Genomic DNA, 24,755 nt, shown 5'->3' with positions numbered 1-24,755 from the left:
AGGTTTGTGCGATTAGCGGCCCACGTGGTAAAGCGTCCGCATCACGCCCGTTTGTCCCGGTACCCAAGAAAAACGGGGGTGTCCGCGGCGCGGACACCCCCGTTCGGGGCTTGTGCGGAAACTGTTCAGCCCCTCGGCTTCGCGCACTTCGCTTTGCCGGGGCAACTGCGGATCATTCGCACCGACGGCGCCTCGTCGATCGTGCCCGGCGGATTCACCGCGCCGCCGGGCCACTGCACGGAGATCGCGATCGACGACGCGTTGTTGTCGTAGTTCTTCTCCAGCAACGCACGGTCGGAGTTCACGACGTTCACGACGTCGTACACACCGGACTTCACGTGGGTCAGGTCGAGCCACTGGAAGTCGACCTCGTGCTTGTAGTCGTCGCCGGAACCGACCGAGATGCCGAACATGACGTCCAAAGCGGACGGGTTGTGGTGTTCGCACATGTGACCGTCCAGGCGCTGTGCGAGCTTGCCCTCGGGGCTCTCCGGATCCTCGGGCCGGCGCGGGAGGCGGTCGGACACGGTGTAGCGGTCGCCGATGCAGAAACCGTTCTTGCGGTCCGTCTCGACCACGCTGCCGTCGGGCGCACGCAGCTGGAAGTACTCGAAGTTGAGCAGGTGCCAGTGCGTGTGCGTGGGAGCGGGCTCGTAGTAGGCGCTGGACCTGGTCTCGCGGCGCGCCTCGTTGTACGACCCGGCGATCGAACCGTCCACACCGGACTGAATGGCCTGACGCACGTTCATCGTCGGTGTGGCGGTGCTGTCGCGGTGCGCGTGCAGCAGCAACGGGCCGTCGCCCACGTTGTCGATCGAGGTGGTGAACCTCAGGCGCACGGCCTGTGCGCTGCCGCCGCGGAACATGCACTTGCCGCGCGGCGCCGAGGCGTCCTCCACGAGGCACACGTCCCAGGCCCGGCACAGCAGCGGGGAGCCGTCGTGGCCGCCGGGGCAGCCGATGGGCGCCTGGCGGAGGTCGGGCAGCAGCGGCGCGGGATCGGCCTGGACGTGCTGCGAGGAGACGAGGTTGACCGCGGTGATCGCCAGTGCTGCGATCACCGCGCCGAATCTGCTGACCATGCGGCGTTCTCCTGGGTCGAGGAACTCCTGGCGGCGCGCAGGAGCGTGTCCGTCACCGAGCCGGAGAGCTCGACACTGGAGTTCCAGCTCGTGACGTCGGGGTAGACGTGGGCCGTGGTGGCGAGCAGCAGCCGCGTGCCGGGCACCTCGACGGCCGGGCGCTTCGTGAGGTACCCGAGCGGGTACACCGGTTCGACGAACGGCGCCTTGAACACGCGCACCTCGTCGACGTCGTCGGCCGTGAGTCCTTTGTGGAGGCTCAGCAGCTGCTCGGTCCACCGTTGGGCGATGCTCTCGGAGTCCTCGCGGTACAGCGCGGACTCGCGATCGGTGTAGTGCATGACGTACACGAGGTGCCGGTCGCCGTACCGCTCGGAACCCGTCAGCGGGGTCATCTCGATCACGCCGTCGAAGTCCGTGCCCGAGCGGATCACCGGTGCCCAGTAGTGCCCGGACAACGGCTTGCGCAGGAAGAACAACGTGTTGACGACGCCCTGGTACGGCAGCTGGACGTCGGGCAGCAGCGGTACGAGATCGGGGTCCGCGATGGCCCGCAACGCCGGCAGCGGGACCGTGGAGACCGCGTGATCCGCCTCGATCGTCTCGCCGCCGGACAGCGTGACGAGCACCCGGTCCTCGCCGGCTTCGAGCCGCCCGACCGGGGCCGAGGTACGGACCTCGCCGCCGTGCGCCTCGATGGACGCCCTCAGCGCGTCGATCACGCTCTCGTAGCCACCGGCCGGATAGCCGCGCACCGACTCGTTGCTCTCGCGGCCCAGGCGCTGCCACACGTACAGCGCGGGCACGTCACCGAACGCGGCGCCGAACTTCGCGCCGAACAGCGGCGCGAGCAGCAGCTCCCAGATCCTGTCGCCGTACAGGCCGCGCAGCCAGTCCTCGGTGCGCATCCCGTCGAGGTCCTTGCCCTTGCCCAGCCTGCGCAGCAGCAACGAGACCACGCCGAAGCGGATCCGGTTCACGAGGCTCAGCGGCCGGAACCGCAGCAGGTCCAGCGCGGAGTTGAACGAGCGGTGCTCGCCCTCGACGATCATGCCCATCGAGGTGGGGTTCCAGCCGACGCTCTCGCGCAGGCCGACCTCGTCCAGCAACGCCAGCAACGCCGTGTCGGTCGGCATCACGCAGTGGTAGAAGCGTTCCACCGACCGGCCCCGCGAGGTGAAGAACGTGCCGAGGCCGCCGAGCTGGTCGCTCGCCTCCAGCAGCGTCACGGCCATGCCCTCGCGGGCGAGGCGGTGCGCGGTGGCGAGGCCGCAGATGCCCCCGCCGATCACGACGACGCGCTGGGGCATCAGAGCTTCCGGAACGGCACGGGCGCGAGGCGGTCACGCGTGAGCAGGAGCAGGTACTGCCGCAGCGTGCGGCCGAGCCGGAGCTTGCTGGCGCCGGGCTTGCGGTCGTAGCGCAGGTGCAGCGGGATCTCGCTGACGATCGGCCCGCAGTGCCGGAGCTTGAGCAGGAGCTCGACCATGCAGGCGAAACCGCGTTCCTCGACCAGGCGCTCGCCCCAGTGCGCGGTGGCCCGGCGCAGCAGACTCACCCGGTAGGCGCGGAAGCCGCTGGTGAAGTCGCGGACCCCGTCGAAGTGCAGCACCTTGCCGAACACGACGCGGGCGCCGCGCGAGAGCAACCGGCGCCACTGCGGCGCGGTCGAGTCGTCGCCGCCCTCGACGAAACGGGAGCAGATCACGACGTCCGCGCCGGCCTTGATCTCGGCCAGCATCGCGGGGAACACGCCGGGATCGTGCGTGTCGTCGGCGTCCATGACGATCAGCACGTGCTCGGGAGCGGCCACCGCGAGCGCCGCCCGCAGTCCGGACTGGACGGCCTGGCCGAGCCCGAGGTTGACCGGGTGGGTCACCAGGCGGACGTCGAGCCCGTGCACGCCGGTCACGCTGTCGCCGGTGCCGTCCGACGAGCCGTCGTCGACCACCCACACCGTGATCCGGTCGGCGAGGTCGGTGCGGGCGATCCGCGCCAGCAGTGACGGCAGCGCCACGGCCTCGTTGTAGGCGGGCAGGACGACGTGCACGTCGCCACACGTGCGGATCGGCTTCTGCACGATCGCGACCGGTTCACCGGCCGAATGCCGGATGCCGTGTTCGTCGACTCTCACTCTGGCGCCCCCTCTTCGGTGGCTCGTGGATGGTGGCATGAATTATTGACACGGCGTGCTAAAGCTTTGAGTGCGGCCCTGGGTGAGTTCAGGGCAGGAACAACGTCGAAACCTCACTAATTGCGTTCGCGCGGGACACTGAAGAGGGATGTTGATACCCGAAGAGATGATTTCTCAGAGTTCATTCACTCTTTCGTGCACTCCTGCGACCATAACTCCTTCGATCGGATGATCTTTCAATGAGGCGATTCTCGGCGGTTGCCGTTCCAGCTGGACCACTTCACGCGCGCGAGGCTGATCCCGGACGCCTGCCGCAGCGCCCCCTCAAGCCGTCGTCGGTGGGCAGGGACCTGCTCAGCCGGGTGAACGCGGTCGCGGTGCTGCTCGTCCTCGCCGACACCGTGACGCTCGCCGTGCTGTGCGCGCAGCGCGGTCTCGGCTGGGGCTGGAGCGGCGCCGTCCTGGCCGCGGTGGTCACGATCAGGGGAACCTGGCGGCTCTACCGGCGGCGGCTGTGGCTGTCGTGGCTGCAGGACCTCCCCAGGTCCGCGGCGAGCACGGCACTGGCCTTCGCGCTGCTGTCCGGCATCGGCCTGATCAGTGGAACCGAGCAGGCCGGCCTCGCCGCCGCGCAGTGGGCGATGATCGTGTTCGCGCTGGTCATCGAGCCGGTGCGGTGGTGCGTGTTCGCGTTCGGCCGGTGGTGCCGGCGCAGGTTCGACCGTTGCGACCGCACGATCATCGTCGGCGCGGGCGACGTCGGCGTGAACCTCGCGAGGACCATGCTGGAGCACCCCCAGTTCGGGCTGCGGCCCGTCGCGTTCGCCGACTCCGGCCCCGACCCTGACCGGCAGCCGCCGATGCTCGAGGTCGTCGACGGCGACCTGGCCGACGCGATCGTGCGGCTCAAGGCGGGCACCGTCGTGCTCGCGTTCTCGCACACCCGCGACTCGCCGCTGGTGGACGCGGCGATCACCGCGCACCGGCTCGGCTGCTCGACGCTCGTCGTGCCCCGCATGTACGAACTGCACCCCGACGGGCCCGGCATCGAACGGCTGCGCAGCTACCCGCTGATGCGCCTCGGCACGGCGCCGACCAGCAGGCCCACCTGGTGGATCAAGCGCGCGGCCGACCTGCTGCTGGCGGCGGTCGCCCTGGTCGTGCTGTCGCCGGTGATCGGCCTGTGCGCGCTCGCGGTGCTGGTCGAGAGCGGCCGGCCGCTGTTCTTCCGGCAGGTCCGCGTCGGCATGGACGACCGCACGTTCACCCTCTACAAGATCCGCAGCGTCCGGCAGTCCGGCGAGGACGACTCGCAGGTGAAGTGGTCGGTCGTCGGCGACTCCAGGGTCGGTCCGGTCGGCCGGTTCCTGCGCCGCACCTCGCTCGACGAACTGCCCCAGCTCTGGAACGTGCTGCGCGGCGACATGTGCGTCGTGGGGCCACGCCCGGAGCGTCCCGGTTTCGTTCGCGAGTTTTCGGCTATTCACGAGCTATATTGGGCGCGCCATCGCGTTCCGACCGGCTTGACTGGACTAGCCCAGGTGCACGGTCTGCGAGGTGACACCTCCATCGCCGACAGGTCTCGATACGACAACTACTACATCGCGAATTGGTCGTTGTGGCTCGACCTGAGGATTCTACTGATGACAGCGGGTGAGTTGTGTTGTCGGAGAAATCGCTGATACGTCGATTCGCACCTGTCGCTCTCGTACTTCTTTCGAGTGCGTGCATGGTCAGTGCGGCGGACCCGGACCCGATCGTCACCGGGCCGGTGCCGAAACCGCTGGCGCCCTGCGCGTGGTGGTACGGCATCGGCGACTCGCCGACGCAGTGGGAGATCAGGTCCGCCGCCAAGCACTACGACGTCGTCGTGCTCAACGCGTGGGAGACGGCAGCCATGCGCAAGCTGCACGAGCTGAACCCCAAGGTCAAAGTGCTCGTGTACAAGGACTTCTCCAGTACGCGCAACTACTCCGGCGCCGTCGAGGGCGACCGCGACGCCAGGTACCTGCCCACCGGGATCGGGTACCACGCCGCGGAACGGACCCAGCCGGGGTGGTTCGCGATCAGCACGCTCGGGCAGCGCATCGAGTGGGACGGCTACCCGAAGCACTGGCAGATGACGGTCTGGGACCCGGCCTACCAGAAGGCCTGGGCGGACGCGGTCGTCGGCGAGGTGCTGCGCGAGGGCTGGGACGGCGTGCTGGCGGACAACGACTTCAGCTCGCTCAAGTACTACTCGAGCGCGGTGATCGCGGGCACCGCCGACGCCGCCGGGTCCGACCGGCTGCTGCGCGACGGCCTCGACGCCATGCTCGAACTCACCGGTGACGCCCTGGAGAAGTCCGGGAAGATGCTGATCCCCAACGTGTCGGAGTCGCAGCTGACCCCCGGCCGCTGGTCGGCGCACTCCCGGTACGCGGGCGCGATGGAGGAGAACTTCGGCCTGCGGGGCGACGACGGCACCGGCGAGCTGATCACGTTCCAGGGCAACCAGTTCAAGGAGCAGCGCGCGCAGGCCGCGCTCGGCGAGTCCTGGCTGCTGCTGATCACGCACACGAAGTCGGACAAGGAGGAACGCGTCGGGTACGCCTCCGCCGCGCTTCTGGCGAGCCCCCACACGTGCTGGACCAGGGCCGTGCCGGACTACAAGAACCCGTACTGGTCGCTGTACCAGGACGCGCGGCTCGGCGAGGCGGTCGAGACGGCCAACCGCCTGCCGAGCGGGGTGTGGAACCGCCGCTACTCGGGTGGCTGGGTGGCCGTGAACCCGACGAAGACGTCCGTGCTGCTGACGCCTCCACCGGGTCTCGTCACGCTCAAGGGCGAACCGGTGCCGGCCCAGCTCGACCTGCCGGCGGCCGACGCGGTGGTGCTGGTCAACGGCCCGAAGCGGTGAGCTTGCGGTAGAGGTCCAGGTGCCTGCGGGCACAGACCTCCGGGGTGAACCGCTCCCGTGCCCTCGTGGCGAGCCGGTGTCCGGTGCTCGCGGGGTCGGGGTCGGCGAACAGTGCGCGCAGCCGCGCGGCCAGCGCCGGCACGTCGCCGGGCTTCGGGCAGTCGTCGCCGGGAACGCCCAGCATGTCCGCGACACCGCCGGTGTCCGTGGCGACCACGGGCTTGCCCGCGGCCATGGCCTCCGCGACGACGAGCGGCTGCTGCTCCATTGTGGACGGCAGCACCAGGGCGTCGTGCTCCAGCAGCAGAGCGGGGACGTCGGTGCGGAAGCCCAGGAACGTCACCCTGCTCGCGAGGCCGCGGCGGGTGACCCGGCCCTCCGCCTGGGTCCGTTGTGGACCGTCGCCGACGACGGTGAGCGTCGCGTCCTCCGGCATGGTGGTCTCCAGCGCGTCCAGCAGGTCCAGCAGACCTTTGCGTTCCACCAGAAGCCCGACGAACACCAGTTTGCGCACGGGTTCGGCGGGCGGGCTCGCGGCACCGACCTCGACGCAGTTGTCGATGTGGGTCATGCGGTGCGGGGGCACGTAGAGCCGTTCGCGCAGGAACCGGCCCATCTCCCTGGCCGGGACCACGGTGCGGTGCACGACACGCGCGACGGCGGCGTCGGCGGCCAGCACCGCCCTGGTGTAGGCCGGGGGAGGGGTGGCGCCGCGGACGTTGCGGAACCACGGCTCGGCCACCTCGTCGGGCACGCCGTGGTAGGTGTGCACGATCTTGGTGCCGGTCGTCGCGAGTGCCGCGCTGACCAGTCCGGACCGGCGGTCCTGGGCGTGCACGACGTCCGGGCGCCAGGCCTTGATCGCGGCCCGCGCCTGCCGTGCGGCGGCCACGTCTCCCTTGCGCGTCACCAGGGTCTCTTCGAAGTACGGGTCGATGAGCTCCGCGCCGCGCCGGGGCCGCGGGCCGAACACCCGCACCTCGGCGTCGCCCGACTTGGCCAGCGCGGCGGCCAGGCGCACCGTCACGTCCACCGGGCCACCGCTGTCCTGGGTGAGCAGGTAGGCGATCCGTGTCATCGTCGTCCTTCCTCGGTGACCAGTCGCGCGGTGAGCGTCGCGATCCGGCCGGTCATGCGTTCGCGGTCGAACAGGGTCTCGGCCCGGAGCCGGCCGCGTTTTCCTTCGGCAGCGGCGAGTTCCGGGTCGGCGAGCCGGAGCGCAATCGCTTGCGCCAGGGCTTTCGTATCGCCTGAGGGGACTACTTCGCCTGCGTCGCCGAGGCTTTGCCCGACGCCTTCGACGTCGAACGCGACGACGGAGCGTCCACAGGCCATGGCTTCCAGCGGCACCAGCGCCATGCCTTCGGCACGAGAGGGCAGGACCACCACGTCGGCCTCGGCGTAGAAGCCGGCGACCGAGTCGCTGTGGCCGTGCCAGCGGGTGCTCGGGGGTTCGGTGGCACGCAGCTGTGCGGCCATCGGGCCGTCGCCGACGATCAGGAGTTCGGCGTCCGGGACCTTCGCGAGCACCTGGGGCCAGGCTTCGAGCAGCAGGTCCTGGCCTTTCTGGAAGGCCAGTCGTCCGACGCACACCGCCGTGGGGGTGTCGTGGGGCTTGGGTTCCGGGCTCAGGCGTCGGGTGTCGACGCCGTTGCAGACGACCTCGGCTCGTGCGGTCACCTGTGCGGCGCGCCCGGCTTTGAGTTCGTCGTCGCTGACGCACAGGAGCAGGGTCGTCCAGCGGGAGGCTCGGGCCTCCCAGAACCGGCACGCTCGGCTGAGCAGTCCGGTGGCGACGCGGAACGACCACAGGTGCGGCTGGAAGAGCGTCGGGATGCGGCCACGCAGGACGAGCCTGGCCAGACCGGCCTTGGAGCTGTGCAGGTGGACGACGTCGGGCTTGAGGTTTCTGAGGGTCCTGCGGAGTTCCCAGAGTTCCAGCGCGGTGCGGGGGCCGGGGCTTCGGGTGGCCTGCCAGCGGTGCAGCGGGATCCCGGCCCTGGCGGCCTCCTCCGGCAGCCAGCCGGTGGCCGGGCAGGCGATGCTGACGTCCCAGCCACGTCGTTGCTGGGCCTTGGCCAGGTCCAGGACCACGACGGCGACGCCGGCCTCGACCGGCTGCGTCACGTGGACGATCTTCACGCGCGCTCCTTCAGTCCGATGAGGACGGTGCGGTTCAGCGGCAGGGCGATCGCGCAGTAGGTGGCGAGCAGCAGCAGGCCGGTGGCGATCAGCCCGGTGAGGGTGGTGCTGTCCGGCAGGACGGTGCTGATGGCGAGACAGGCCGCCGCCGCTCCGGCGACGCCGGCGAGGGCGCGCAGCGGGACGGGGAACACGAGGCCGTTGCGGGCGAGGACCAGCCAGGTCACCGGCACCAGCAGCCACACCACGGTCACCTGGGTGAGGGCGACCGCCGCCGGGCCCCGTTGCGTGGTGAAGACCAGCGCGGTCAGCAGCAGGACGAGGTGGGCGGCTTCGAGGGCGAGGTACTGGCGGGCGTGCCCGGCGGCCCTGATCACCTGGTACCAGACGTGCAGCAGGCTCAGGCCGAGTCCGTAGCCGCACAGCAGGACCAGCAACCCGGCCGCGTCCGCCCACTGCTCGCCGAGGACCACGATTCCCTGCGCGGACAGCGCGACCACGACGTACAGGCCGCCGGTCACCACCAGGGTGGCGATGGTGAACCGGTGCAGGGTGGCGGGCAGCCGGTCTTTCCGTCCACTTCGGACCAGCTCGGCGCAGATCGGGAACAGCACCCCGCCCAGCACGACCGCGATCATGATGTACGGCACCCAGGCGATGCGGAACGCGAGTGAGTACCCGCCCACCGCCTCGGGGCCGAGGACGTGCCCGATCGCGAGGTAGTCGACGTTGATCAGCAGCACGGCGATCAACGCGCCAGGACCCACGACTGCCAGCCACTTCGCCGCTTCCGCCGCGGCTTCGTGGTCCCAGACCGGACGGATCCGCGCTCCGGCCACAGCGGCGAGCACGGGTTGCGCGACCGCCGTGCAGAGCAGGCCCAGGACCAACGCCGTGGGCCCGGTTCCGTTCGCCGCCAGCGTGACCGTGACCGCCGCGCCGACGAGCATGCCGCCCGCGTCGGGGAGCATGCGCCGCCGGAAGTCGAGGTCGCGGTGCATCAACGCCATCTGCACCCCGCCCGCCGCGGTGAACGGCAGGGTCAGCGCCGCGAGCCGCAGCATCCCGGCGGCCTCCGGTGCCCCGAGTGCGGCGGCGATCGGGTGTGCGGCGGCGATGATGACCACAGTGAGTGCCGCTCCGGTCACGACGCTCATCGTGAGCACGGTCCCCGCCGTCCTGAGGGGATCCAGGGCGGTGCGGCTGACGATGTCGTAGACGCCCATGGCCTGGACGACCTGGCCGATGTTGACGACCGACACGACCAGCGCCACCGCGCCGAGGTCGGCCTCCGTGAGGAACAGGGCGAGCGCGAGGGTCACCACGATCTGGCTGCTCTTGCTCACCAGGTTGACCGCGAAGAGCCACAGCGACCCCCGCACCGCCACGTCTGTCATGCGGCGCGCCGGACGTGCCGTGTCGCGAACACCGTGAGGACAAGCCAGGCCGCCACGACCGCGACCCCGTCCAGGGTGACGGCGGCCCGCGCTCCCAGAACGCTCTTGATGGCCGTGTCGACGAAGTACAGGTGCGCGAACGGAACCACGAGCAGCAGAGTGGCCACTCCAGCCCACCGCCAGTGGCTGTCCCTGCGCCGCCGCCAGCACACGACGGCCAGCGCCGTCATCGCCGGGACCGCGATCAGCACGTCGCCCGGCTGGTGCACGAGCGCGACCACGACGCCCAGGCAGGTCAGCAGATCCGCCGCCTCCGACCCGTTCGCGGTGCGGTCGAGCCTGCGAGCGAGCAGCGCGGTGACCGCGAGAACCCCGCACAGCGCCAGCAGTTCCGCCGCGGGCGGCAGCCACCCGGTCGTGCGGAAGAACACCGCCGGCAGGTCGACCCGTTGCGCCGTCATGGAGTCGACCGCGCCGTACCCGGTGCTGCCGGCCCACTCCAGGTTCCGCGAGATCACGTCGAGGAACTCGCCGATCCCGCCGCCCCTGATGACGAGGAGCGCGGCCACGGGCAGACTGGCCACCGCCGCGATCACCGTACCCAGCAGCGCGACCCTCCGATCACCGCGCACGAACAGCAGCAACGCCAGCGGAAGCCCGAACTGCGGCTTCAGCCAGGCCAGCGCCAGCGCCACCGACGCCCACGCCGGGCTCTTGGTGCGCAGCAGCAACGCCCCGGCCGCGCCGACCGCGATCAGCGGGTTGACCTGCCCCACGTACAGCTGGGCCTTGCCGACCTGGCTCGTGACCAGCAGCGTGCTGATCACGACCGTGCCCGCGACCAAGGGCAGCTTCGCCCGCCCCGCGGCCATGACCGCGAGACCCACCAGCAGCACCAGGCACGCCAGCGCGAACGCGACCGCGCTCACCCGGTACTCCGGCAGCGCGAACGGCAGGTGCAGCACCAGGTGGTAGGGCTGGTAGAGGTTGAAGTTCTGGCGCACCGGCCAGTGCTCGAACATCACCGCCGGGTCGTACGGGTTGCCGCCGCCCAGCAACTCGCGGATCGGGAAGTACAGCGCGTCCCGGAAGTCCTGCATGCGTTCTTCCGGCAGGTTCGCCTCGGTGGGGAGCGGCACCTCCCACGACGGCTTGAGGGCGCGGAATGCGCTGAGGGCGCCGGCGAGGGCGACGAGGGCGATGCCGATCGTCTTGGCGAGGCTTGCACGGCTGGTCGCGGTGATCATTCCGGCAGCACCGCCATCACGATCGAGGTCGCGGCCACCGCGGTGACCGCGGCCAGTGCGGCGAGGGTGGCGAGGCCGGCGACGGTGAGTGCGGTCCGGAGGTCCACCTGGCGCACGAGGGCGGCCCAGCGGGAGGAGATCGTCACGCCAGCACCACCGCCACCAGCACCGACGACGCCGGCAGCACCGCGAGGGCCGTCGCCAGGTCGTTGCGCCGCGCGCGGTCGTTCGACGCGACGGCGATCACGGCCGTGCCGTCCGCAGGCTCGGAAGCCTTGTCCGGCAACGCCCGCGCGAGTTCCTCCGCACGTGCTGCCAGCGCCGGGCTCACCGACAGCACCCGTACCGGGCGGGCCGCCGCCACGCACAACGCCGTGAGCCGTTCGGTCAGGTCGGGGTCGTCGTCGGCAGCGACGACGACCGGGTGCCTGATGCCCGCGGTCGACAGAGCCGCACCCACCGCGTTGGCGCGCAGGCGGCGCACCGCCACCACCGCCACGCCCGCGATCACCGCGGCTACCAGGGCGAGACCCGTGGCGAGGCGCCAGTCCGGCGTCACCTGCGTGGTCTCGGGGCGCGGGTCCACGAGACGGAACCTGGCGGCGGGCGCCAGCAGGTCGGCCGCGATCACCGCCTGGGCGACCGCGGTGACGGCCGAGGCGGCGTGCTCGGCCGAGTCGGCGCGGACCGAGATGCGGGCCACGCCGGACGCGGGGACCAGTTCGACGGCGATGGCGTCGGCCAGGCGGTCCGGCGTCGTGCCCGCCGCGCCGGCCGCCGCGTCCAGCACGGACGGGCTGCGGACCAGTTGCACGACCGCCGGCGCGGCCAGCGACGTGACCTCGCCGAACTGGGTGCTGTCCGGTGCGGACGGGGTGGCGAGCAGGGTCAGCCTGCCCTCGGTCACGCCGTCGCGCAGTGCGACGGCCAGCAGCACGGCCGCACCGACCAGCACGGCGGCCAGCACGCCTTCCAGCACAGCTCTGCGAGCTTTCATCGTCCCTCCAGGACGGTACGAAGCAGTTCGTCGTAGGACTTCATCAGGGTGTGCGCGCCGGCCGAGCCGTCGTGGGACGCGGCCACCGAACGCGCGGTGGGGGAGAAGAGCAGGCCGCGCAACGCTTTCGCGGTCTGCCCGGGGCTGCGGCGGGGGACCAGTACGCCACCACCGCCGGACAGCACCTCCCGCACACCGTCCACATCGGACGCGACCACGGGCCGGCCCGCCGCCAGTGATTCGAGCAGCGCGATCGGCATGCCCTCCCAGTCGCTGGTGAGCACGGTGACGTCCGCGGCTTCGAGCAGGTCGCGCACGTCGGTGCGGGTGCCGAGGAACCGGACCCGGCCGGGCGCACGCGCCTCCAGTTCCGCACGCAGGCTGCCGTCGCCGGCCAGCCACAGTTCGCAGTCGCCGGGGACCTGGGACCACGCGTCGAGCAGCACGTCGTGCCGCTTCTGCGGTTCCAGCCGGGCAGGGCAGAGGGCGACGGGCGCGTCGAGCGGTGTGCCGAGCCGGGCCCGCACGGTCGCCCGGTCGGTCGTGGGTGCGGAAGGGAAGACGGCGTTCGGGATGACGACCACGGAGCCGAGCCCGGCGTCGCGCAGCCGGGCCGACGCTGCCGCGGCCACGGTCACCACGACGGTCGACACCCGCCGCAGCACCTTGACCGCACCGGGCACGTCGGCCTCGGCGACGCCGTGGAACACCGTCACCACCGGTCGTCGCGGCGAGGCGATGCGCGCGACGAGCGACGCGGAGACGTTGTGCGCCACCACGACATTGGGCCGGAACCGGCGCACGGCCACCCGCACCGCCCAGGCCGCGCGCACCACACCCAGCGGCGAACGCCGGGCCACCGGCACGTCGAAAACGGAGACACCGCCGGCACGCAACGCGTCGGCGCGGAAGCCGCCACCGCTGGCCACCGCGGACTCCCAGCCGACGTCCCCGCCCGCCAGGGCCATCCCGGCCACGAGCGCCTCGGCACCGCCCGCGCCCATCTCGCTGATCACGTGGAGAACGCGCATCGAGACTCCTTCTGGGAACGCCGCTCGATCGCGACCGCGAGGGCGACGAGCGACCACAGGGGCAGGTAGTACTGCTCGGACAGGAAGATCGAGGCGATCAGCACGGCGATCAGCGCCGCCTGCACGGCCACGGCCTCACGCCGGTCCGCCACGCGGCGCAACGCCCGTTCGCCGGCCATGAAGCCGACCGCGACGAACGCGATCAGCAGCGCGAAACCCGGCACCCCGAGTTCGGCGGCCACTTCGAGGAACATGTTGTGCGCCACCGGGGTCTGCTCGTCGATCTCCGCGTTGTGCCCGGCCGCCGCGTACTCCTGGCGGAACCCGCCGGGCCCGACGCCGAGCACCGGGTTGTCGGCGAGCATCCGTGAGGCCGCCTGCCAGCGCAGCATCCGGGTGTCGGCGTTGGTGCCCGCGATGTGGCTCTTCTCCTGCACCGCCCGGGACAGCTCGGCCTGCGCCGCCGAGGCGAACACCAGCGCCGCCACACCGGCGACAGCGGCCGTCACGACCACCGCGCGGACCGGCAGGGCCCGGCGCACGATCAGCCACACCAGCGCGCAGGCCAGCGCGATCCCGCCGCCGCGTGAGAACGTCGCCGCGGCACCGGCCACCAGCACCGCGCCCAGCAATAACAACACGATCCGTGAACGACCCCTGGCCGGCAGCGCGACCAGCAACGGCAGCGCCGCCACGAGGAAGAACGCCAGGTCGTTGGGATCCTCCAACGGCCCGGTGGCACGCAACGAACCACCGGCCAGGCTGAGCAGCCCGCCCGCCGCCGCGACGACCGCACCGGCGACCGTCGCCGCGAGCAGCGCGCGGACCGGCACCTCCCGCGCGGCCACGTCGGCGAGCACCACCGTGATCACCAGGAACGGCACCCACCGCACCAGGTACTCGAGCGTGAACGGCTCGGCCTCGTGCACCGCGGAGGTCGTGAGCAGCACCACCGCCAGCAACGCGACGACCAGGTGCAGCGGGTGCGGCGCGGGCAGACGTCGTTGCCGGTACAGGGAGAACAGCCACCCGCCGATCAGCAGCGCGGGCAGCACCTTGGCCGACTGCCCGTGCGCCTGCAGCAGATACCCTTCCAGGGGCGCCAGCGCCACCGTGCCGCAGGCCAGGACGCGCAGCAGGACCGTCAGCCACATGCGACCGGATCCCGTTCACGCAACGGAGAACCCGCGATCCGCTCGACGTGCTCGCCAGTGCCGACCACGTCGAAGTGCTTGCGCAGCAACGACAGGACCCAGCCCAGCAGCTCGACCTTCCGCGCGCCCGGCACGGCCATGCCGGGGAAGAACTCCATTCCGGGCGCCTCGGCACCCGAGAGCACGTCGGTCGGGTGCAGCAGCAACGACGGGGAGACCTTGCGCGCCAGGCACAGGCGCAACGCCGTGCGGAAGTACCCGCGCGCCAGCCGGGGCGAGATCTGGTGCAGCTGCAACAGGTACGCGCCGTGGATCGGTACCCGCAGCAACGGCATCGTCGTCACCGGGAGCTCGACCAGTCCGTTGTCCCGCCAGCGATACGCGGTGTTCGGAGCGCGCACCTTGCCGAACCCGCCGAACAGGTCCTCGCCGCCGTCCGTCGACCCTGCCGAGCGGTTGTGGTACGCGCGGGCCAGCGGCCCGATCCATGTCGGCAGGACGCTGGCGTCGTAGCGATAACCGCGCCGCCGCAGGACGTCGAGCAACGCGGGCGTGACGCTGTAGCCGGGACCGCGGAAGCCCACGGGCCGGGGCGCCCCGGCGGCCATGATCGCTTCCTCCGCGCGCATGACCTCCTTCTCCACCTCCTCGGCGGAGAAGCGGTGCAGCCACGGCTGGTGCCAGAACGAGTGGTTCGCGATCTCGTGCCCGGCCGCGACGATCGACGCGACCGCCTCGGCGCCGTCGTCGCGTTCCGCGTCCGCGCCGACCACGAAGACCGTGGTGGTCAACCGCTGTTCGCCGAAGACGTCCAGCAGGCGTGGTACCGCGGACGGCAGGAAGCTCGGCCTGCTCTCCCACCGGGAATCGCCGTGGGTGCGCAGGTACGCCCACAGGTTGTCGAGGTCCAGCGACACACTGGCGACGGGCTTCACCGCTCACCTCTGGCGGGGACCAGTTCCCGCGCGGGCTTCGCGGCGGACCCGAGCACCAGCACGCCGGACACCACCAGCAGCACGCCCAGCACGACCCACCACTCACGCCCGGCCGCGATCTGGTCGCCCATCACCGCGAGCCCGGCCGCCGAGCCGATCACCACGGTGGTCGCGTCCATCGACGCCACCGCGGACGTGGCCGAACCACGCTGCAACGCCGTCGCGAGGCAGGCCTGCCCGACGAACGCGGCGACCACCATCACCCAGGTCAGCGGGTGCAGCAGCAGGTCGAGCACCGGCTTGCCGGCGACGTTGCGCGCGGCCACCGCGACCACGGCGAACGCGACACCGGCGAGCACCGGCGTCGCTGCCTTGAACACCCGTGCCAGCGGCAGCACCGCGAGCGTCAACAGCCCCAGCACCACGAGCGCGGGCACCAGCGGGAGTTCACGGGCCGTGGACGGCGCCGCCGCACCCGTCAGCAACAGCAGCCCGCACGCCATCACCACCAGCACGGCGATCTCGACGCGCCGGATCCGCCAGCCGAGCACCAGCACGCCGATCACGGTGGCGAGGCCGACCGCGCACGACGAACCGGCCTGCACCAGGTACAGGGGCAGGTCCTCGCGAGCCAGGAACGCGAACAGGAACCCGCCGACCTGCCCGGTGAACCCGAGCAGGTACAACCGGTCCGCGGCGAGGCGGGCGAGCAGCCCCACGCCGGTGCCGGGACGTTCATCGGCCCTTCGCGCGGCGACGGTCTGCGCGACTATCCCCAGGCCGTAGAGCACAGTGGACACCGCAAGTGCCAGATGACCGGACATGAGCGCGGACACTACGACACGCTTGTGTGGCAACACTTTTGAGCGATATCCGAGGCAACTCTTTCGAGTGAACGTGTGCGGGATTCGCCCGGATTCGTCAAGATCGATGAAGTACCTTGCCGCGGTGCGGGAAACGAACATCGTCACGATCGTCTGCGGCACCAGGCCGGAACTGATCAAACTCGCGCCGCTGGTCGACCATTTCGGCAGCGCGTGCACCATGATCTACACGGGCCAGCACTACGACCGCTCGATGTACTCGCGCATCCGCCGCGAGGTGCCGGAACCGGGTGCCTTCCACGAACTGCGGCTGGGCGGCCTGCGCCGGGGCGACCAGCTCGGCCGCGCCGTCTCGGCCGTGGACGAGGTGCTCGCCGCGGACCGGCCCGGCGCCGTGATCGTGCAGGGCGACACGACGTCCGCACTCGCGGGGGCGTTGGCCGCCAACGCCTGCGACGTGCCGCTGGTGCACGTGGAGGCGGGCCTGCGCAGCTACGACCGCGCGATGCCGGAAGAGCACAACCGCGTGCTCATCGACCACCTCTCCGACCTCTGCTGCGCGCCGACGCCGTTGAACCGCCGCAACCTCCTGGGCGAAGGCGTCGCGCCGAGCCGCATCGCCGTCACCGGCAACACCGTCGTGGAGGCGCTGGCGCACGCGTTGCCCTCCGCGGACGAGGAGGACGTGGTCCTGGGCGAGCTCGGCCTGAAGCCCGACCGCTACGTCCTGGCCACGATCCACCGTCCGGAGAACGTGGACGACGCGGCCAACCTGGAGACCATCCTGCGCGAGCTCGGCGGACTGCCGCTGCCCGTCGTGCTGCCGCTGCACCCGCGAACCGCACAGCGCATCACCGCGTTCGGCCTGGAAGCGCTGTTGCACGGCCTCCAGGTGATCGAACCCCAGCCGTACCGGCCGTTCCTGGCCCTGGCGCACGGCGCCGCGGTGATCGTGTCGGACTCGGGTGGCATCCAGGAGGAGGTGAGCGTGCTGAAGCGGCCCGTCGTGGTCGTGCGGCGCAGCACCGAACGGCCGGAGATCGAGGGCACGTTCGGCACGCTCGTTCCGCCCGGTCCGCTGGTGGGCAGCTCGGTGCTGGCGTGGCTGGACGACGTGGAGGGGCATCGGGCCGCGCTGCGCGAGATCCCGTCGCCGTACGGCACCGGCTCACCGTCCGAGCGCATCGCCTCCGCCGTCCGCACGATGCTGGCACCGCGCCACTAGTCCGCGTGGCTAGGGCAAGCGCGCCTGTGACGCGCCGGAATCGGCTTGGGCCCTGAGTTCGCTCTTGCGGCGGGTCAGCACGAGCGGCCCGTCCTCGGTGATCGCGACGGTGTGCTCCGAGTGGGCCGTGCGCGAACCATCGGCCGAGCGCAGCGTCCAGCCGTCCTCGTCGTAGATGATCTGGTCGGTGGTCGCCGCGAGCCACGGCTCGATCGCGATGGTCAGGCCGGGCTTGAGCTTCATGCCGTGCCGGCGCCTGCCGTTGTTCGCGACGTGCGGGGCCTCGTGCATGGTGCGGCCGATGCCGTGCCCGCCGAACTCCAGGTTGGGCGTGTAGCCGGACTGACCGCAGACCTCACCGATGGCCGCCGAGATGTCGCCGAGCTTGTTGCCGACCTGCGCCACCTCGATCGCCGCCGCCAGCGCCACCTCGGTGGTGCGGACCAGGCGCTGGTCCTCCTCGCGGGGCGTGCCGACGATGACGGTCATGGCCGAGTCGGCCGCCCACCCGCCGATGGTGACGGCGATGTCCATGGTCAGCACGTCACCGTCCTGCAGCACGTAGCTCTTGGGCAGGCCGTGCAGCACCGCGTCGTTGACGGCCAGGCAGGTCACGTTGCGGAACGGGCCGCGGCCGAACGACGGCGAGTAGTCCCAGTAGCAGGACACCGCGCCGCGCTCCTCGATCATGTGGCGCGCGTGGTGTTCGAGGTCGAGCAGGTTCACCCCCACCGCGGCCCTGGCGGAGAGCTCGTCGAGCACCTCCGCGATGAACTGGCCGGTGACGTGCATGCGCTCGATCTCGGCGGGCGACTTGAGCTCGATCAACGTGTTCCTCCATCAGCGGGTGCCGGTATAACTATACCGGCTTCGCGGAGACGGCTGAACAACACCACCCAGGAGGGGGACGCGCGTTGCGCCGACCCGGACACATCACCACAGTGCCTGGTCATGAAGCAGGTGCTGCAGCACAGGATCGACTCGACCTTCGCCCATTACGACGCCAACCGCAACGGCGTCATCGAACTAGCGGACATCTACGCGCTGGCCAACCGGCTGCTGCAGGCGTTCGGCGAACCGGCGTCCTCGGAGCGCGGCCGTGAGCTCGTGGAGGCCTACGACCGGTTCTGGGAGATGCTGGCCGAGCACTGCGACACCGACCGCGACGGCAGGATCGGCCCGGTGGAGTACCGCGACGCCATGAACGAGGCGTTCGTCGAGGGTGGCCCGATCAACATGGACTTCCTCGAGGTCGTCCAGTCCCTGCTCGACCTCATGGACACGAACGGCGACGGCCGGGTGGACGCGTCCGAGTTCGGGATCCTGCTCAAGGCGCGTGGGCTGTCGGCGGAGGAGTGCGGCCGGGCGTTCGCGCACCTCGACACCGATGGCGACGGCGCGATCAGCGTGCAGGAGTACGTGACGGCCGTGCGCGACTACTACACGAACCCGGCGGAGGACACGCCTGGCAGCTGGCTGTACCCGAGGGCGCTGCAGCGCGCCTGACTTCAGCGGTGCCGGACCGGGGCCCGGTCCGGCACCTGCGTCACTCCGAGACCGCGATCGCTGAGGCCGGGCAGACCGCCGCCGCGTGCCGGACATCGGCCAGGCGCTCCGCCGGCGGGCTCGCGTCCAGCAGGTCGACGAGACCGTCGTCGTCGCGCTGGTCGAACACGTCGTCCGCGGCCAGCACGCACTGCCCGGCCCCGACGCACTTCCCCTGGTCCACCACGATGTTCACGCCGACCTCCAGGTGACGGGCAGCTCCGCCACGCCGCCGGTGAGCGTCGCGCGGACCTGCAGCTGGTCGAGTTCCTTGGCCAGCCGCATGGACGGCAGGCGCTTGGCGAGCGCGGCGAACACCACGCGCAGTTCCGTGCGGGCGAGCGACGCGCCGATGCAGAAGTGCGCGCCGTGGCCGAAACCGAGGTGTGTCCTTTCCGGACGGTCGGGGTCGAACTCCTCGGCGGCGGAGTACACGGACGCGTCGCGGTTGGCCGCGTTGATCGACAGGACCAGCGCGTCACCGGCCTTGATGGTCACGCCCGCGATGTCGACGTCCTCGCGGGCGTACCGCAGCAGGCCGAGGTCGCCGGGTGCGCCCAGGCGCATGACCTCCTCGACCACCGCGTCGACGCGGCCGTCCGGGTCGGCGACGAGGGCGTCCCAGCGCGACCGGTCGGTGAGCAGGAACAGCACGCCCAGGCCGATGCGGTTCACCGTGGTCTCGTGGCCCGCGAACAGCAGTCCGACGCACAGCCGGACCATCTCTACGTAGTCGAACGACGGGTCCTCGGCCTGTGCGCGTACGAGGTCGGAGATCACGTCCTCGCCGAGCGCGCCACGCTTGGACTCGACGAGCCCGACCATGTACCCGAAGAACTCCTCGCGCGCCTTGTGCGCCTCCTCGCCGATCTCGGTGCCCGCCATGCGCTCGGACAGCGACGCGAACAGCTCGTTGTCCTCCTCGGGGACGCCGAGCAGGCGGCAGATCATGGCCACCGGCAACGGGAACGCGAGCCCGCGGTGCAGGTCGACCACGCCGGTCTGCTCGTGCTCGGCGATCAACGCGTCCAGGCAGCTGTCGACCAGCTCCTCCATGTTCTCGCCCAGCATCCGCATCCGCTTGGCGGAGAACGCGGGCGTGAGCAGGCGGCGCATGCGCGTGTGGTCAGCCTCCTCCGTCGCGTACTCGCCGGTCGGGCCGTCCTGTACGGCGGCGGTCGAGATGCGGGAGGCCTTCTCCGGCTCCGGGTGGGAACGGCCGAAGCGCTTGTCGCCCAGCAGGAGGCGGACCTCCTCGTACCGGGTCACGAGCCAGGCGGGGTCGCCCGCCGGCGTCGTCACGGGCGCGATCGGTGCGTCGCGTCGCAGCACCTCGTAGAGCGGAGCGAGGTCGAGGACGTTCGGCCTGGCCAGCGGCAGCTTCAGGCGCTCTGCGTCAATGCTCATGCACCGACCGTAGCGCTTAATGGCAGACGGTGCCAATAAATGTTGCCTGCCGGGCGACGTGCTTAAATCGCCCGATGACGGACGTTGCGACCGAAAAGCCTCGCCGTGGCCGGCCGCCGGTCAGCGACGAGCAACGTCAGCGTCAGCGCCTCGACCTCTCGCGGCACGCGGTCCGGTTGTTCGCCGAGCAGGGTGTCGCCGCCACGTCGGGCGAGCAGATCGCGCAGGCCGCGGGCGTCTCCGAACGCACGTTCTGGCGCCACTTCCCGCACAAGGAGAGCTGCGTCGAACCGCTGCTGACCAAGATGGTCGATGCCTTCTGCGCGGTGGTGCGTGCCTGGCCGCGCGAACTCGAGCTGATCGACCACCTGCGCGAGGCCTACAGCCCGTTGCTGGACGCGGCGTCCGACGAGGACATCGAAGCGGTCCTCGCCGTCGTGCGGCTGACCCAAGGCGAACGGGCGTTGCGCGCCGCCTATCTGATGGTGCGCGAACGGGCGGAGGACGTGCTCGCGGACGTGCTCGCCGAACGAGCGGGGCTGCCGCGGAACGCCATCGAGGTGAGGGTGCAGGCCGCCGCCATGAGTGCGGTGCTCAAGGTCGCCACCGACGACGTGGCCAGGGCCGCGGCGGACGGCGTCACGAGAGAGACCCTCGAAGGGCATCGCGAGCAGATCGCCGACGCGCTGCGCGGTCTGTCGCAGGTGCTGGTGGCGCGACCCGGACCGTTGGCGAGGTAATTCACGCTCAGCAGGGCGCCTCCCGCCCCCACGCCCCTGGAATCCGCCACCAGTACGAGGACGTGGGGGCGACACCACGATGCACCCGTCCGACCGCGAATTCCCCCGGCAACGTTCCGGGCACACCACTGGCTACACCGAGAGGTTCGAGAGCGCCCACATGAACACGATGACCAGCGTGATCACGACGACCACGCCGACCGTGCCGGCCAGCACCATCCCCGTCCCGGCGGACCGCCACGGTGCGGGCGCGGCCACCTTCACGACGAGGCCGGCGACGGCCGAGCCGAGCGCGATCCAGATGAACGAGTAGGCGTATTCGCCGCCCTGCCAGCCGAACGAGTCCATGGCGTCGTTCAGGAACGCGACGACCGTCAGGACGAGCAGGACGGCGGTGGTGGCGAATCCGGCCAGTGCGGCGAGGCGGCCACGGTCGATTTCGGTCACACGTCGAGAGTGCCGCCGCTGGTCCGCGACGGCATCGGTACAACTACTCACACTCCGAGCAGGGCTTCGACTCGCTCCTTCAGCGCGTGCGCCACCGAATCGAAGCCCTGCTTGACATAGGCGCCCTGGGCCGCGAACACGGCGTCGGCGTACTTGCCCGTGAACGTCTCGAAAGTCCGGTAGCTGCACCGGTCCGCGGTGAGCGGCGTGATCAGCTGGTCACGCACCCCGAGCAGACCGGGGAACGTGTCACCGGTGTCGTACCGCAGCAATCGGGGCGGCTCCACCACTCGGATGTACTCGCGGCTGACGAACGTCCCCTCGCCGCCGTCCGGGCGCGGCAGTGTGAGGTCGATCGGAGAGTCGACGGCCAGCGTGGTGGCGACCGCCAGCGTGTAGGGATTCCATTGTGGATAGTGCGGGTAGTCGAGCAGGACGTCCCACACGAAGGCGGCGGGCGCGTCGATCTCGACGACGACGGACTCGATCACATGGCTCTCGGGCAGGTGGCTCATGCCGGCATGTACTCCCCGCCGTTGACGTCGAGCACGGCACCGGTGACCTCGGAAGCGTGCCGGGACAACAGGAACAGCACCGCTCCGGCACAGGCGTCGTCGGTCGGGATGCGGCCCAGCGGGTTACGGGCGGCGATCTCGTCGTAGACGTCCTGCTCGCTGATGCCGCGCGCCTCGGCGGTGAACTTGAGGTAGAAGCGCACGCCCGGTCCGTCCAGCCAGCCCATCACGGCCTGGTTCGCGCGGATGCCGTGCTCGCCCAGTTCCAGTGCCAGGAACTGGGTCGCGGTCGCCATCGCGGCCTTCGCCACGGCGTACCCGCCCTCGCCGCGCATGGGCTTGCGGGTGGTCATCGTGCCCACGTTGACGATCGAACCGCGCCCGGCGGCCTTCATGTGCGGCACCACCGCACGGGTCACGTTCAGCGCGCCGAACAGGATGATGTCCATCGACCTGCGGACCGCCTTCTCGGGCGTCTCCAGCAGGTCGAACCAGCCGGGGTGCCCGAACGCCGAGTTCACCAGCCCGGTGATCGTGCCGAACCGCTCGACGGCCGTCTCGGCCAGCCGTGCCACCTCCTCGGGCCGCCGCACGTCGCACTGCACGCCGACGGCCTCGCCACCGGCCGCGGCGACGTCTTTCTCCACCTGCTTCATCACGTCGGCGGAGCGGGCGGCCATGACGACCTTCGCGCCCTCGGCGGCGGCGCGGACGGCGAGCTTCGAGCCCAGGCCGGGACCGACGCCGGTGATCACCACGACCTCGTCCTGCAGCATCACAGGTAGACCTCCGAGTAGAAGGCGAAATCCCGTCGCAGCTGGTCTTCGGACAGCCCGAAGTCCGCTGGCGCGTAGGAGTGCGAGCCGTGCCGTTCGGTGCGGTTGCGCGCCAGGTAGGCCTCGAACGCGGCGTCGTCGGCGGGGCCGGCGGGCAGACCCAGCGCGTCCAGCACCTGCCGGGCCACCTCCAGCGGTTTGCTGACGGTGTCGGCGAACCGCACGTCCACGAACCGGTCCGGACGCGCGGACCGGGCCGCCGCGAAACCCTCCAGCGTCGTGGCGAACCTGCGGGACCAGTACCGTCCGATTAGGACTGGATCGACGTTCTCGCTGTACTGCGAGGACATCGCGCGCACCATTGACGCGTACGACGGCACGGCGCTGACAGGGGACCGGTGCGTCATCACGATCTTGCAGTCGGCGAACTCGTCCAGCACGGTGTCGACCGCGGTCAGGTGATGCGGCGACTTGAGCACCCACGGCACCGAGCGGGAAGAGTTCTGCCACTGCAACACTTGTAGCCACTCGCGCAACTCGCGGTAGGCGGGCCGCTGGTCGGCCGACCGCAACCAGTCGCCGTAGGCGGGCACCCAGTAGAACGAGTCGAAGCTCATCGACACGAACGTCCGGTCCAGCAGGATCACGTCCTCCTCCGGCCCGTCCCACACGACGGTGTGCAGGTCGCCGAAGTCGGGGGAGAGCTGCGCGAACACCCGCATGCGTTCCTGCGCACGGCGTTTGCGCTGCCCGGCGCCGGGGCCCTCGCCGGGGAACGGCAGCGGGTACGCGACCTCCCACGACAGCGTGGACGTCACCTGGGGCGACGCGGCGAGAAGCCGGTGCAGCAACGTCGAACCGGTGCGCGGCAGGCCGCAGATCTCGGCGGCCACCCGGACCTCGACGTCGAGCACCTCCGGGTTCGAGCGTTGGAGCTCCCGCAACCGCAGGCGGTCGGACAGCAGCGCGGTCAGCCGGTGCTTCGTCAGCTCGAAGCCCAGCGGTGACAGCGCGGCCTCGGTGTTGAGGCTGCGCACGAGCACGTCCAGCGGCTCGCGGAACCAGTCGTCGCCGAAGTCCGAGAGTCCGGTCTTGGCACAGGCCCTGTCCAGCAACTCCGGCACGTTCAGCGCGGTCGTGACCGTCATCGAACCTCCTCCAGGGGGACCACGCGGCACTTCGGGATGGGGTGGACGGCGGCGCCGAGCCAGCGCAGCAACGCGGTACCCGAACTGTGGCCGCAGGTGTCGATCCAGTTGCCGGCACCGGGATCCTCGGCGGCCACCACGATCGTCAGCCGGTCGCCGGACAACGACGCCGTGTGCTTGTTGACGGTGATCCTGCGGTGATGATCGAGCGACTCCATCCACCAGTTGCCCAGCTGGAAGTTCCAGTAGGGGCAGTCCGGCACGTCGGTCTCGATCACCCACGCCTCACCGGGCTTCAGCGTCCAGTAGCCGTGCAGGTAGAAGATCTCCGGATCGCCGCCGGCCCGCTGGAACATCTCCTGGCCGAAGTCGGGCAGTTCGTTGGGACGCGCCATGAACGTGCGCGTCCAGTGCGCGAACGTGGCGGCGGTGCCGTGCACCGACAAAGCCGCCCGCTGCAACGCCTTGGCGAGGAACTCGGGGGTCAGGGGAGCGGGTGCCGCGGGCCCGCCGATCTGTTCGACGTGCCACTGGCCCGGTGTTTCGGTCGTACGGTCGAGATAGGTCTGGCGCACCACCAGGCCGGTGGAGTCGGGCGCGAGCGGCAGCCAGTTCCCGGCCCGGGGCTCGGCACTGGCGATGATCTCCACGGTGCCGTCCGGCGCGATCGTGAGGTCGGCGTCGGACAACTCACCGGTCGACGCCATCGTGCCGTCCCTGGCGTACCGGTTGGCCTTCGACCCGATGCTGAAGTACGCGATGGTGCCGCGCGTCCCGGTGATCCGGTACGTCCGGTCGCCGCGGATGTTCGCGGACAGGTAGACGTTGTCCGGGTTGTCCGCGCCGATCTTCACGAGGTCGAGCTCGTGGAAGCGCGGGAAGTCGGGATCGGCGTTGTCCAGGCAGGAGTACAGCATCTCGCGGGTGAGCCGGGAGAGGTACCGGTAGCCCTCCGCGCGGTCGAGCGGGGTGTCCGGTGCCTGGTCGGCGAGGATCACCTCACCGGCCTTCTCCAACGCCCGGCAGAACTGCGACCACGCCTGATCCGGCACTGCATGCCTCCCGAATATAGAACGTGTTCTAGCTGAACGTACACGATTTTGGACAACG

Annotated in this window: 26 protein-coding genes; 5 read left to right on the top strand and 21 right to left on the bottom strand. The window is 70.7% G+C overall.

The features are described from left to right. Nucleotides 1-125 precede the first annotated feature (125 nt). The 3 genes from BLR21_RS30545 to BLR21_RS30535 are packed head-to-tail and all read right to left on the bottom strand — an operon-like array spanning nt 126 to nt 3,216. On the bottom strand, nt 126-1,082 hold the full coding sequence (locus BLR21_RS30545) for a lysyl oxidase family protein (protein WP_090011395.1): 957 nt from the start codon (nt 1,080-1,082) through the stop codon (nt 126-128). Further along, nucleotides 1,058-2,392 (bottom strand): NAD(P)/FAD-dependent oxidoreductase, encoded by a 1,335-nt coding sequence (locus BLR21_RS30540; protein WP_090011393.1) that lies wholly within the window; start codon nt 2,390-2,392, stop codon nt 1,058-1,060. The genes BLR21_RS30545 and BLR21_RS30540 overlap by 25 nt, the downstream gene beginning before the upstream one ends. Then, nucleotides 2,392-3,216, bottom strand: coding sequence for a glycosyltransferase (locus BLR21_RS30535; protein ID WP_256335036.1), 825 nt, complete (start codon nt 3,214-3,216; stop codon nt 2,392-2,394). Before BLR21_RS30535 ends, BLR21_RS30540 begins: the two co-directional genes overlap by 1 nt. A 338-nt stretch (nt 3,217-3,554) precedes the next feature. On the opposite strand from BLR21_RS30535, the gene BLR21_RS30530 reads away from it, so the two are divergent. Both BLR21_RS30530 and BLR21_RS30525 read left to right on the top strand, forming a co-directional pair. Further along, complete coding sequence (locus BLR21_RS30530; RefSeq protein ID WP_256335035.1) at nt 3,555-4,898, top strand: sugar transferase; 1,344 nt, start codon at nt 3,555-3,557, stop codon at nt 4,896-4,898. A gap of 47 nt (nt 4,899-4,945) precedes the next feature. Then, a complete protein-coding gene (locus BLR21_RS30525) occupies nt 4,946-6,115 on the top strand; it encodes a putative glycoside hydrolase family 15 protein (protein WP_090011388.1) in 1,170 nt (389 codons plus the stop codon). On the opposite strand, the gene BLR21_RS30520 is transcribed toward BLR21_RS30525, so the two are convergent. Genes BLR21_RS30520 through BLR21_RS30480 form a run of 10 tightly spaced genes read right to left on the bottom strand, consistent with a single transcriptional unit; the run spans nt 6,096 to nt 15,842 of the window. Beyond that, nucleotides 6,096-7,193, bottom strand: coding sequence for a glycosyltransferase family 4 protein (locus BLR21_RS30520; RefSeq protein WP_090011386.1), 1,098 nt, complete (start codon nt 7,191-7,193; stop codon nt 6,096-6,098). The two genes, BLR21_RS30525 and BLR21_RS30520, sit on opposite strands and share 20 nt — an antisense overlap. Continuing rightward, the gene (locus BLR21_RS30515; RefSeq protein ID WP_090011384.1) at nt 7,190-8,257 is read right to left on the bottom strand and encodes a glycosyltransferase; all 1,068 of its coding nucleotides are present in this window, start codon (nt 8,255-8,257) and stop codon (nt 7,190-7,192) included. Before BLR21_RS30515 ends, BLR21_RS30520 begins: the two co-directional genes overlap by 4 nt. Continuing rightward, complete coding sequence (locus tag BLR21_RS30510; RefSeq protein WP_090011382.1) at nt 8,254-9,654, bottom strand: oligosaccharide flippase family protein; 1,401 nt, start codon at nt 9,652-9,654, stop codon at nt 8,254-8,256. Before BLR21_RS30510 ends, BLR21_RS30515 begins: the two co-directional genes overlap by 4 nt. Further along, nucleotides 9,651-10,901 (bottom strand): glycosyltransferase family 87 protein, encoded by a 1,251-nt coding sequence (locus BLR21_RS30505; protein ID WP_090011380.1) that lies wholly within the window; start codon nt 10,899-10,901, stop codon nt 9,651-9,653. The genes BLR21_RS30510 and BLR21_RS30505 overlap by 4 nt, the downstream gene beginning before the upstream one ends. Further along, the gene (locus BLR21_RS42820; RefSeq protein WP_176929864.1) at nt 10,898-11,047 is read right to left on the bottom strand and encodes a hypothetical protein; all 150 of its coding nucleotides are present in this window, start codon (nt 11,045-11,047) and stop codon (nt 10,898-10,900) included. Before BLR21_RS42820 ends, BLR21_RS30505 begins: the two co-directional genes overlap by 4 nt. After that, nucleotides 11,044-11,898, bottom strand: a complete 855-nt coding sequence (locus tag BLR21_RS30500; protein WP_090011520.1) for a hypothetical protein — start codon at nt 11,896-11,898, stop codon at nt 11,044-11,046. Before BLR21_RS30500 ends, BLR21_RS42820 begins: the two co-directional genes overlap by 4 nt. Continuing rightward, nucleotides 11,895-12,929, bottom strand: coding sequence for a glycosyltransferase (locus tag BLR21_RS30495; RefSeq protein ID WP_090011518.1), 1,035 nt, complete (start codon nt 12,927-12,929; stop codon nt 11,895-11,897). The genes BLR21_RS30500 and BLR21_RS30495 overlap by 4 nt, the downstream gene beginning before the upstream one ends. Continuing rightward, the gene (locus tag BLR21_RS30490) at nt 12,911-14,083 is read right to left on the bottom strand and encodes an O-antigen ligase family protein (RefSeq protein WP_256335034.1); all 1,173 of its coding nucleotides are present in this window, start codon (nt 14,081-14,083) and stop codon (nt 12,911-12,913) included. The genes BLR21_RS30495 and BLR21_RS30490 overlap by 19 nt, the downstream gene beginning before the upstream one ends. Next, on the bottom strand, nt 14,074-15,018 hold the full coding sequence (locus BLR21_RS30485) for a polysaccharide deacetylase family protein (RefSeq protein WP_090011379.1): 945 nt from the start codon (nt 15,016-15,018) through the stop codon (nt 14,074-14,076). The genes BLR21_RS30490 and BLR21_RS30485 overlap by 10 nt, the downstream gene beginning before the upstream one ends. Beyond that, nucleotides 15,015-15,842 (bottom strand): hypothetical protein, encoded by an 828-nt coding sequence (locus BLR21_RS30480; RefSeq protein ID WP_090011516.1) that lies wholly within the window; start codon nt 15,840-15,842, stop codon nt 15,015-15,017. The genes BLR21_RS30485 and BLR21_RS30480 overlap by 4 nt, the downstream gene beginning before the upstream one ends. Nucleotides 15,843-15,966: 124 nt before the next feature. Between BLR21_RS30480 and wecB the strand changes: the two genes are divergently transcribed. Then, entirely contained in the window at nt 15,967-17,067 is a 1,101-nt protein-coding gene (gene wecB / locus BLR21_RS30475) for a non-hydrolyzing UDP-N-acetylglucosamine 2-epimerase (RefSeq protein ID WP_256335033.1), read from the top strand. 9 nt (nt 17,068-17,076) lie between these two features. Here wecB and map read toward each other — a convergent pair whose 3' ends face one another. After that, nucleotides 17,077-17,895: a type I methionyl aminopeptidase gene (gene map, locus BLR21_RS30470; protein WP_090011375.1), complete on the bottom strand. Its 819-nt coding sequence runs from the start codon at nt 17,893-17,895 to the stop codon at nt 17,077-17,079. 123 nt (nt 17,896-18,018) lie between these two features. Between map and BLR21_RS30465 the strand changes: the two genes are divergently transcribed. After that, nucleotides 18,019-18,573: an EF-hand domain-containing protein gene (locus tag BLR21_RS30465; protein WP_090011373.1), complete on the top strand. Its 555-nt coding sequence runs from the start codon at nt 18,019-18,021 to the stop codon at nt 18,571-18,573. A gap of 40 nt (nt 18,574-18,613) precedes the next feature. Here BLR21_RS30465 and BLR21_RS30460 read toward each other — a convergent pair whose 3' ends face one another. Both BLR21_RS30460 and BLR21_RS30455 read right to left on the bottom strand, forming a co-directional pair. Then, nucleotides 18,614-18,808, bottom strand: coding sequence for a ferredoxin (locus BLR21_RS30460; protein WP_030475674.1), 195 nt, complete (start codon nt 18,806-18,808; stop codon nt 18,614-18,616). Then, nucleotides 18,805-20,019, bottom strand: coding sequence for a cytochrome P450 (locus tag BLR21_RS30455; protein ID WP_090011371.1), 1,215 nt, complete (start codon nt 20,017-20,019; stop codon nt 18,805-18,807). The genes BLR21_RS30460 and BLR21_RS30455 overlap by 4 nt, the downstream gene beginning before the upstream one ends. 74 nt (nt 20,020-20,093) lie before the next feature. Here BLR21_RS30455 and BLR21_RS30450 point away from each other — a divergent pair, with 74 nt between their 5' ends. Next, a complete protein-coding gene (locus tag BLR21_RS30450) occupies nt 20,094-20,759 on the top strand; it encodes a TetR/AcrR family transcriptional regulator (RefSeq protein ID WP_090011370.1) in 666 nt (221 codons plus the stop codon). Between the two features lie 132 nt (nt 20,760-20,891). On the opposite strand, the gene BLR21_RS30445 is transcribed toward BLR21_RS30450, so the two are convergent. Genes BLR21_RS30445 through BLR21_RS30425 form a run of 5 tightly spaced genes read right to left on the bottom strand, consistent with a single transcriptional unit; the run spans nt 20,892 to nt 24,697 of the window. Further along, nucleotides 20,892-21,206, bottom strand: a complete 315-nt coding sequence (locus BLR21_RS30445; protein WP_090011368.1) for a hypothetical protein — start codon at nt 21,204-21,206, stop codon at nt 20,892-20,894. A gap of 47 nt (nt 21,207-21,253) precedes the next feature. Next, nucleotides 21,254-21,721, bottom strand: coding sequence for an SRPBCC domain-containing protein (locus BLR21_RS30440; RefSeq protein ID WP_090011366.1), 468 nt, complete (start codon nt 21,719-21,721; stop codon nt 21,254-21,256). Next, a complete protein-coding gene (locus BLR21_RS30435) occupies nt 21,718-22,497 on the bottom strand; it encodes an SDR family oxidoreductase (protein ID WP_218131002.1) in 780 nt (259 codons plus the stop codon). The genes BLR21_RS30440 and BLR21_RS30435 overlap by 4 nt, the downstream gene beginning before the upstream one ends. After that, a complete protein-coding gene (locus tag BLR21_RS30430; RefSeq protein ID WP_090011361.1) occupies nt 22,497-23,645 on the bottom strand; it encodes a sulfotransferase family protein in 1,149 nt (382 codons plus the stop codon). The genes BLR21_RS30435 and BLR21_RS30430 overlap by 1 nt, the downstream gene beginning before the upstream one ends. Next, nucleotides 23,642-24,697: a DUF1214 domain-containing protein gene (locus tag BLR21_RS30425; protein WP_218131001.1), complete on the bottom strand. Its 1,056-nt coding sequence runs from the start codon at nt 24,695-24,697 to the stop codon at nt 23,642-23,644. The genes BLR21_RS30430 and BLR21_RS30425 overlap by 4 nt, the downstream gene beginning before the upstream one ends. Nucleotides 24,698-24,755: the final 58 nt, after the last annotated feature.

Source organism: Lentzea albidocapillata subsp. violacea (genome assembly GCF_900100275.1).
GTDB lineage: Bacteria > Actinomycetota > Actinomycetes > Mycobacteriales > Pseudonocardiaceae > Lentzea > Lentzea violacea.
This window is presented reverse-complemented; position numbering and strand designations above follow the sequence as displayed.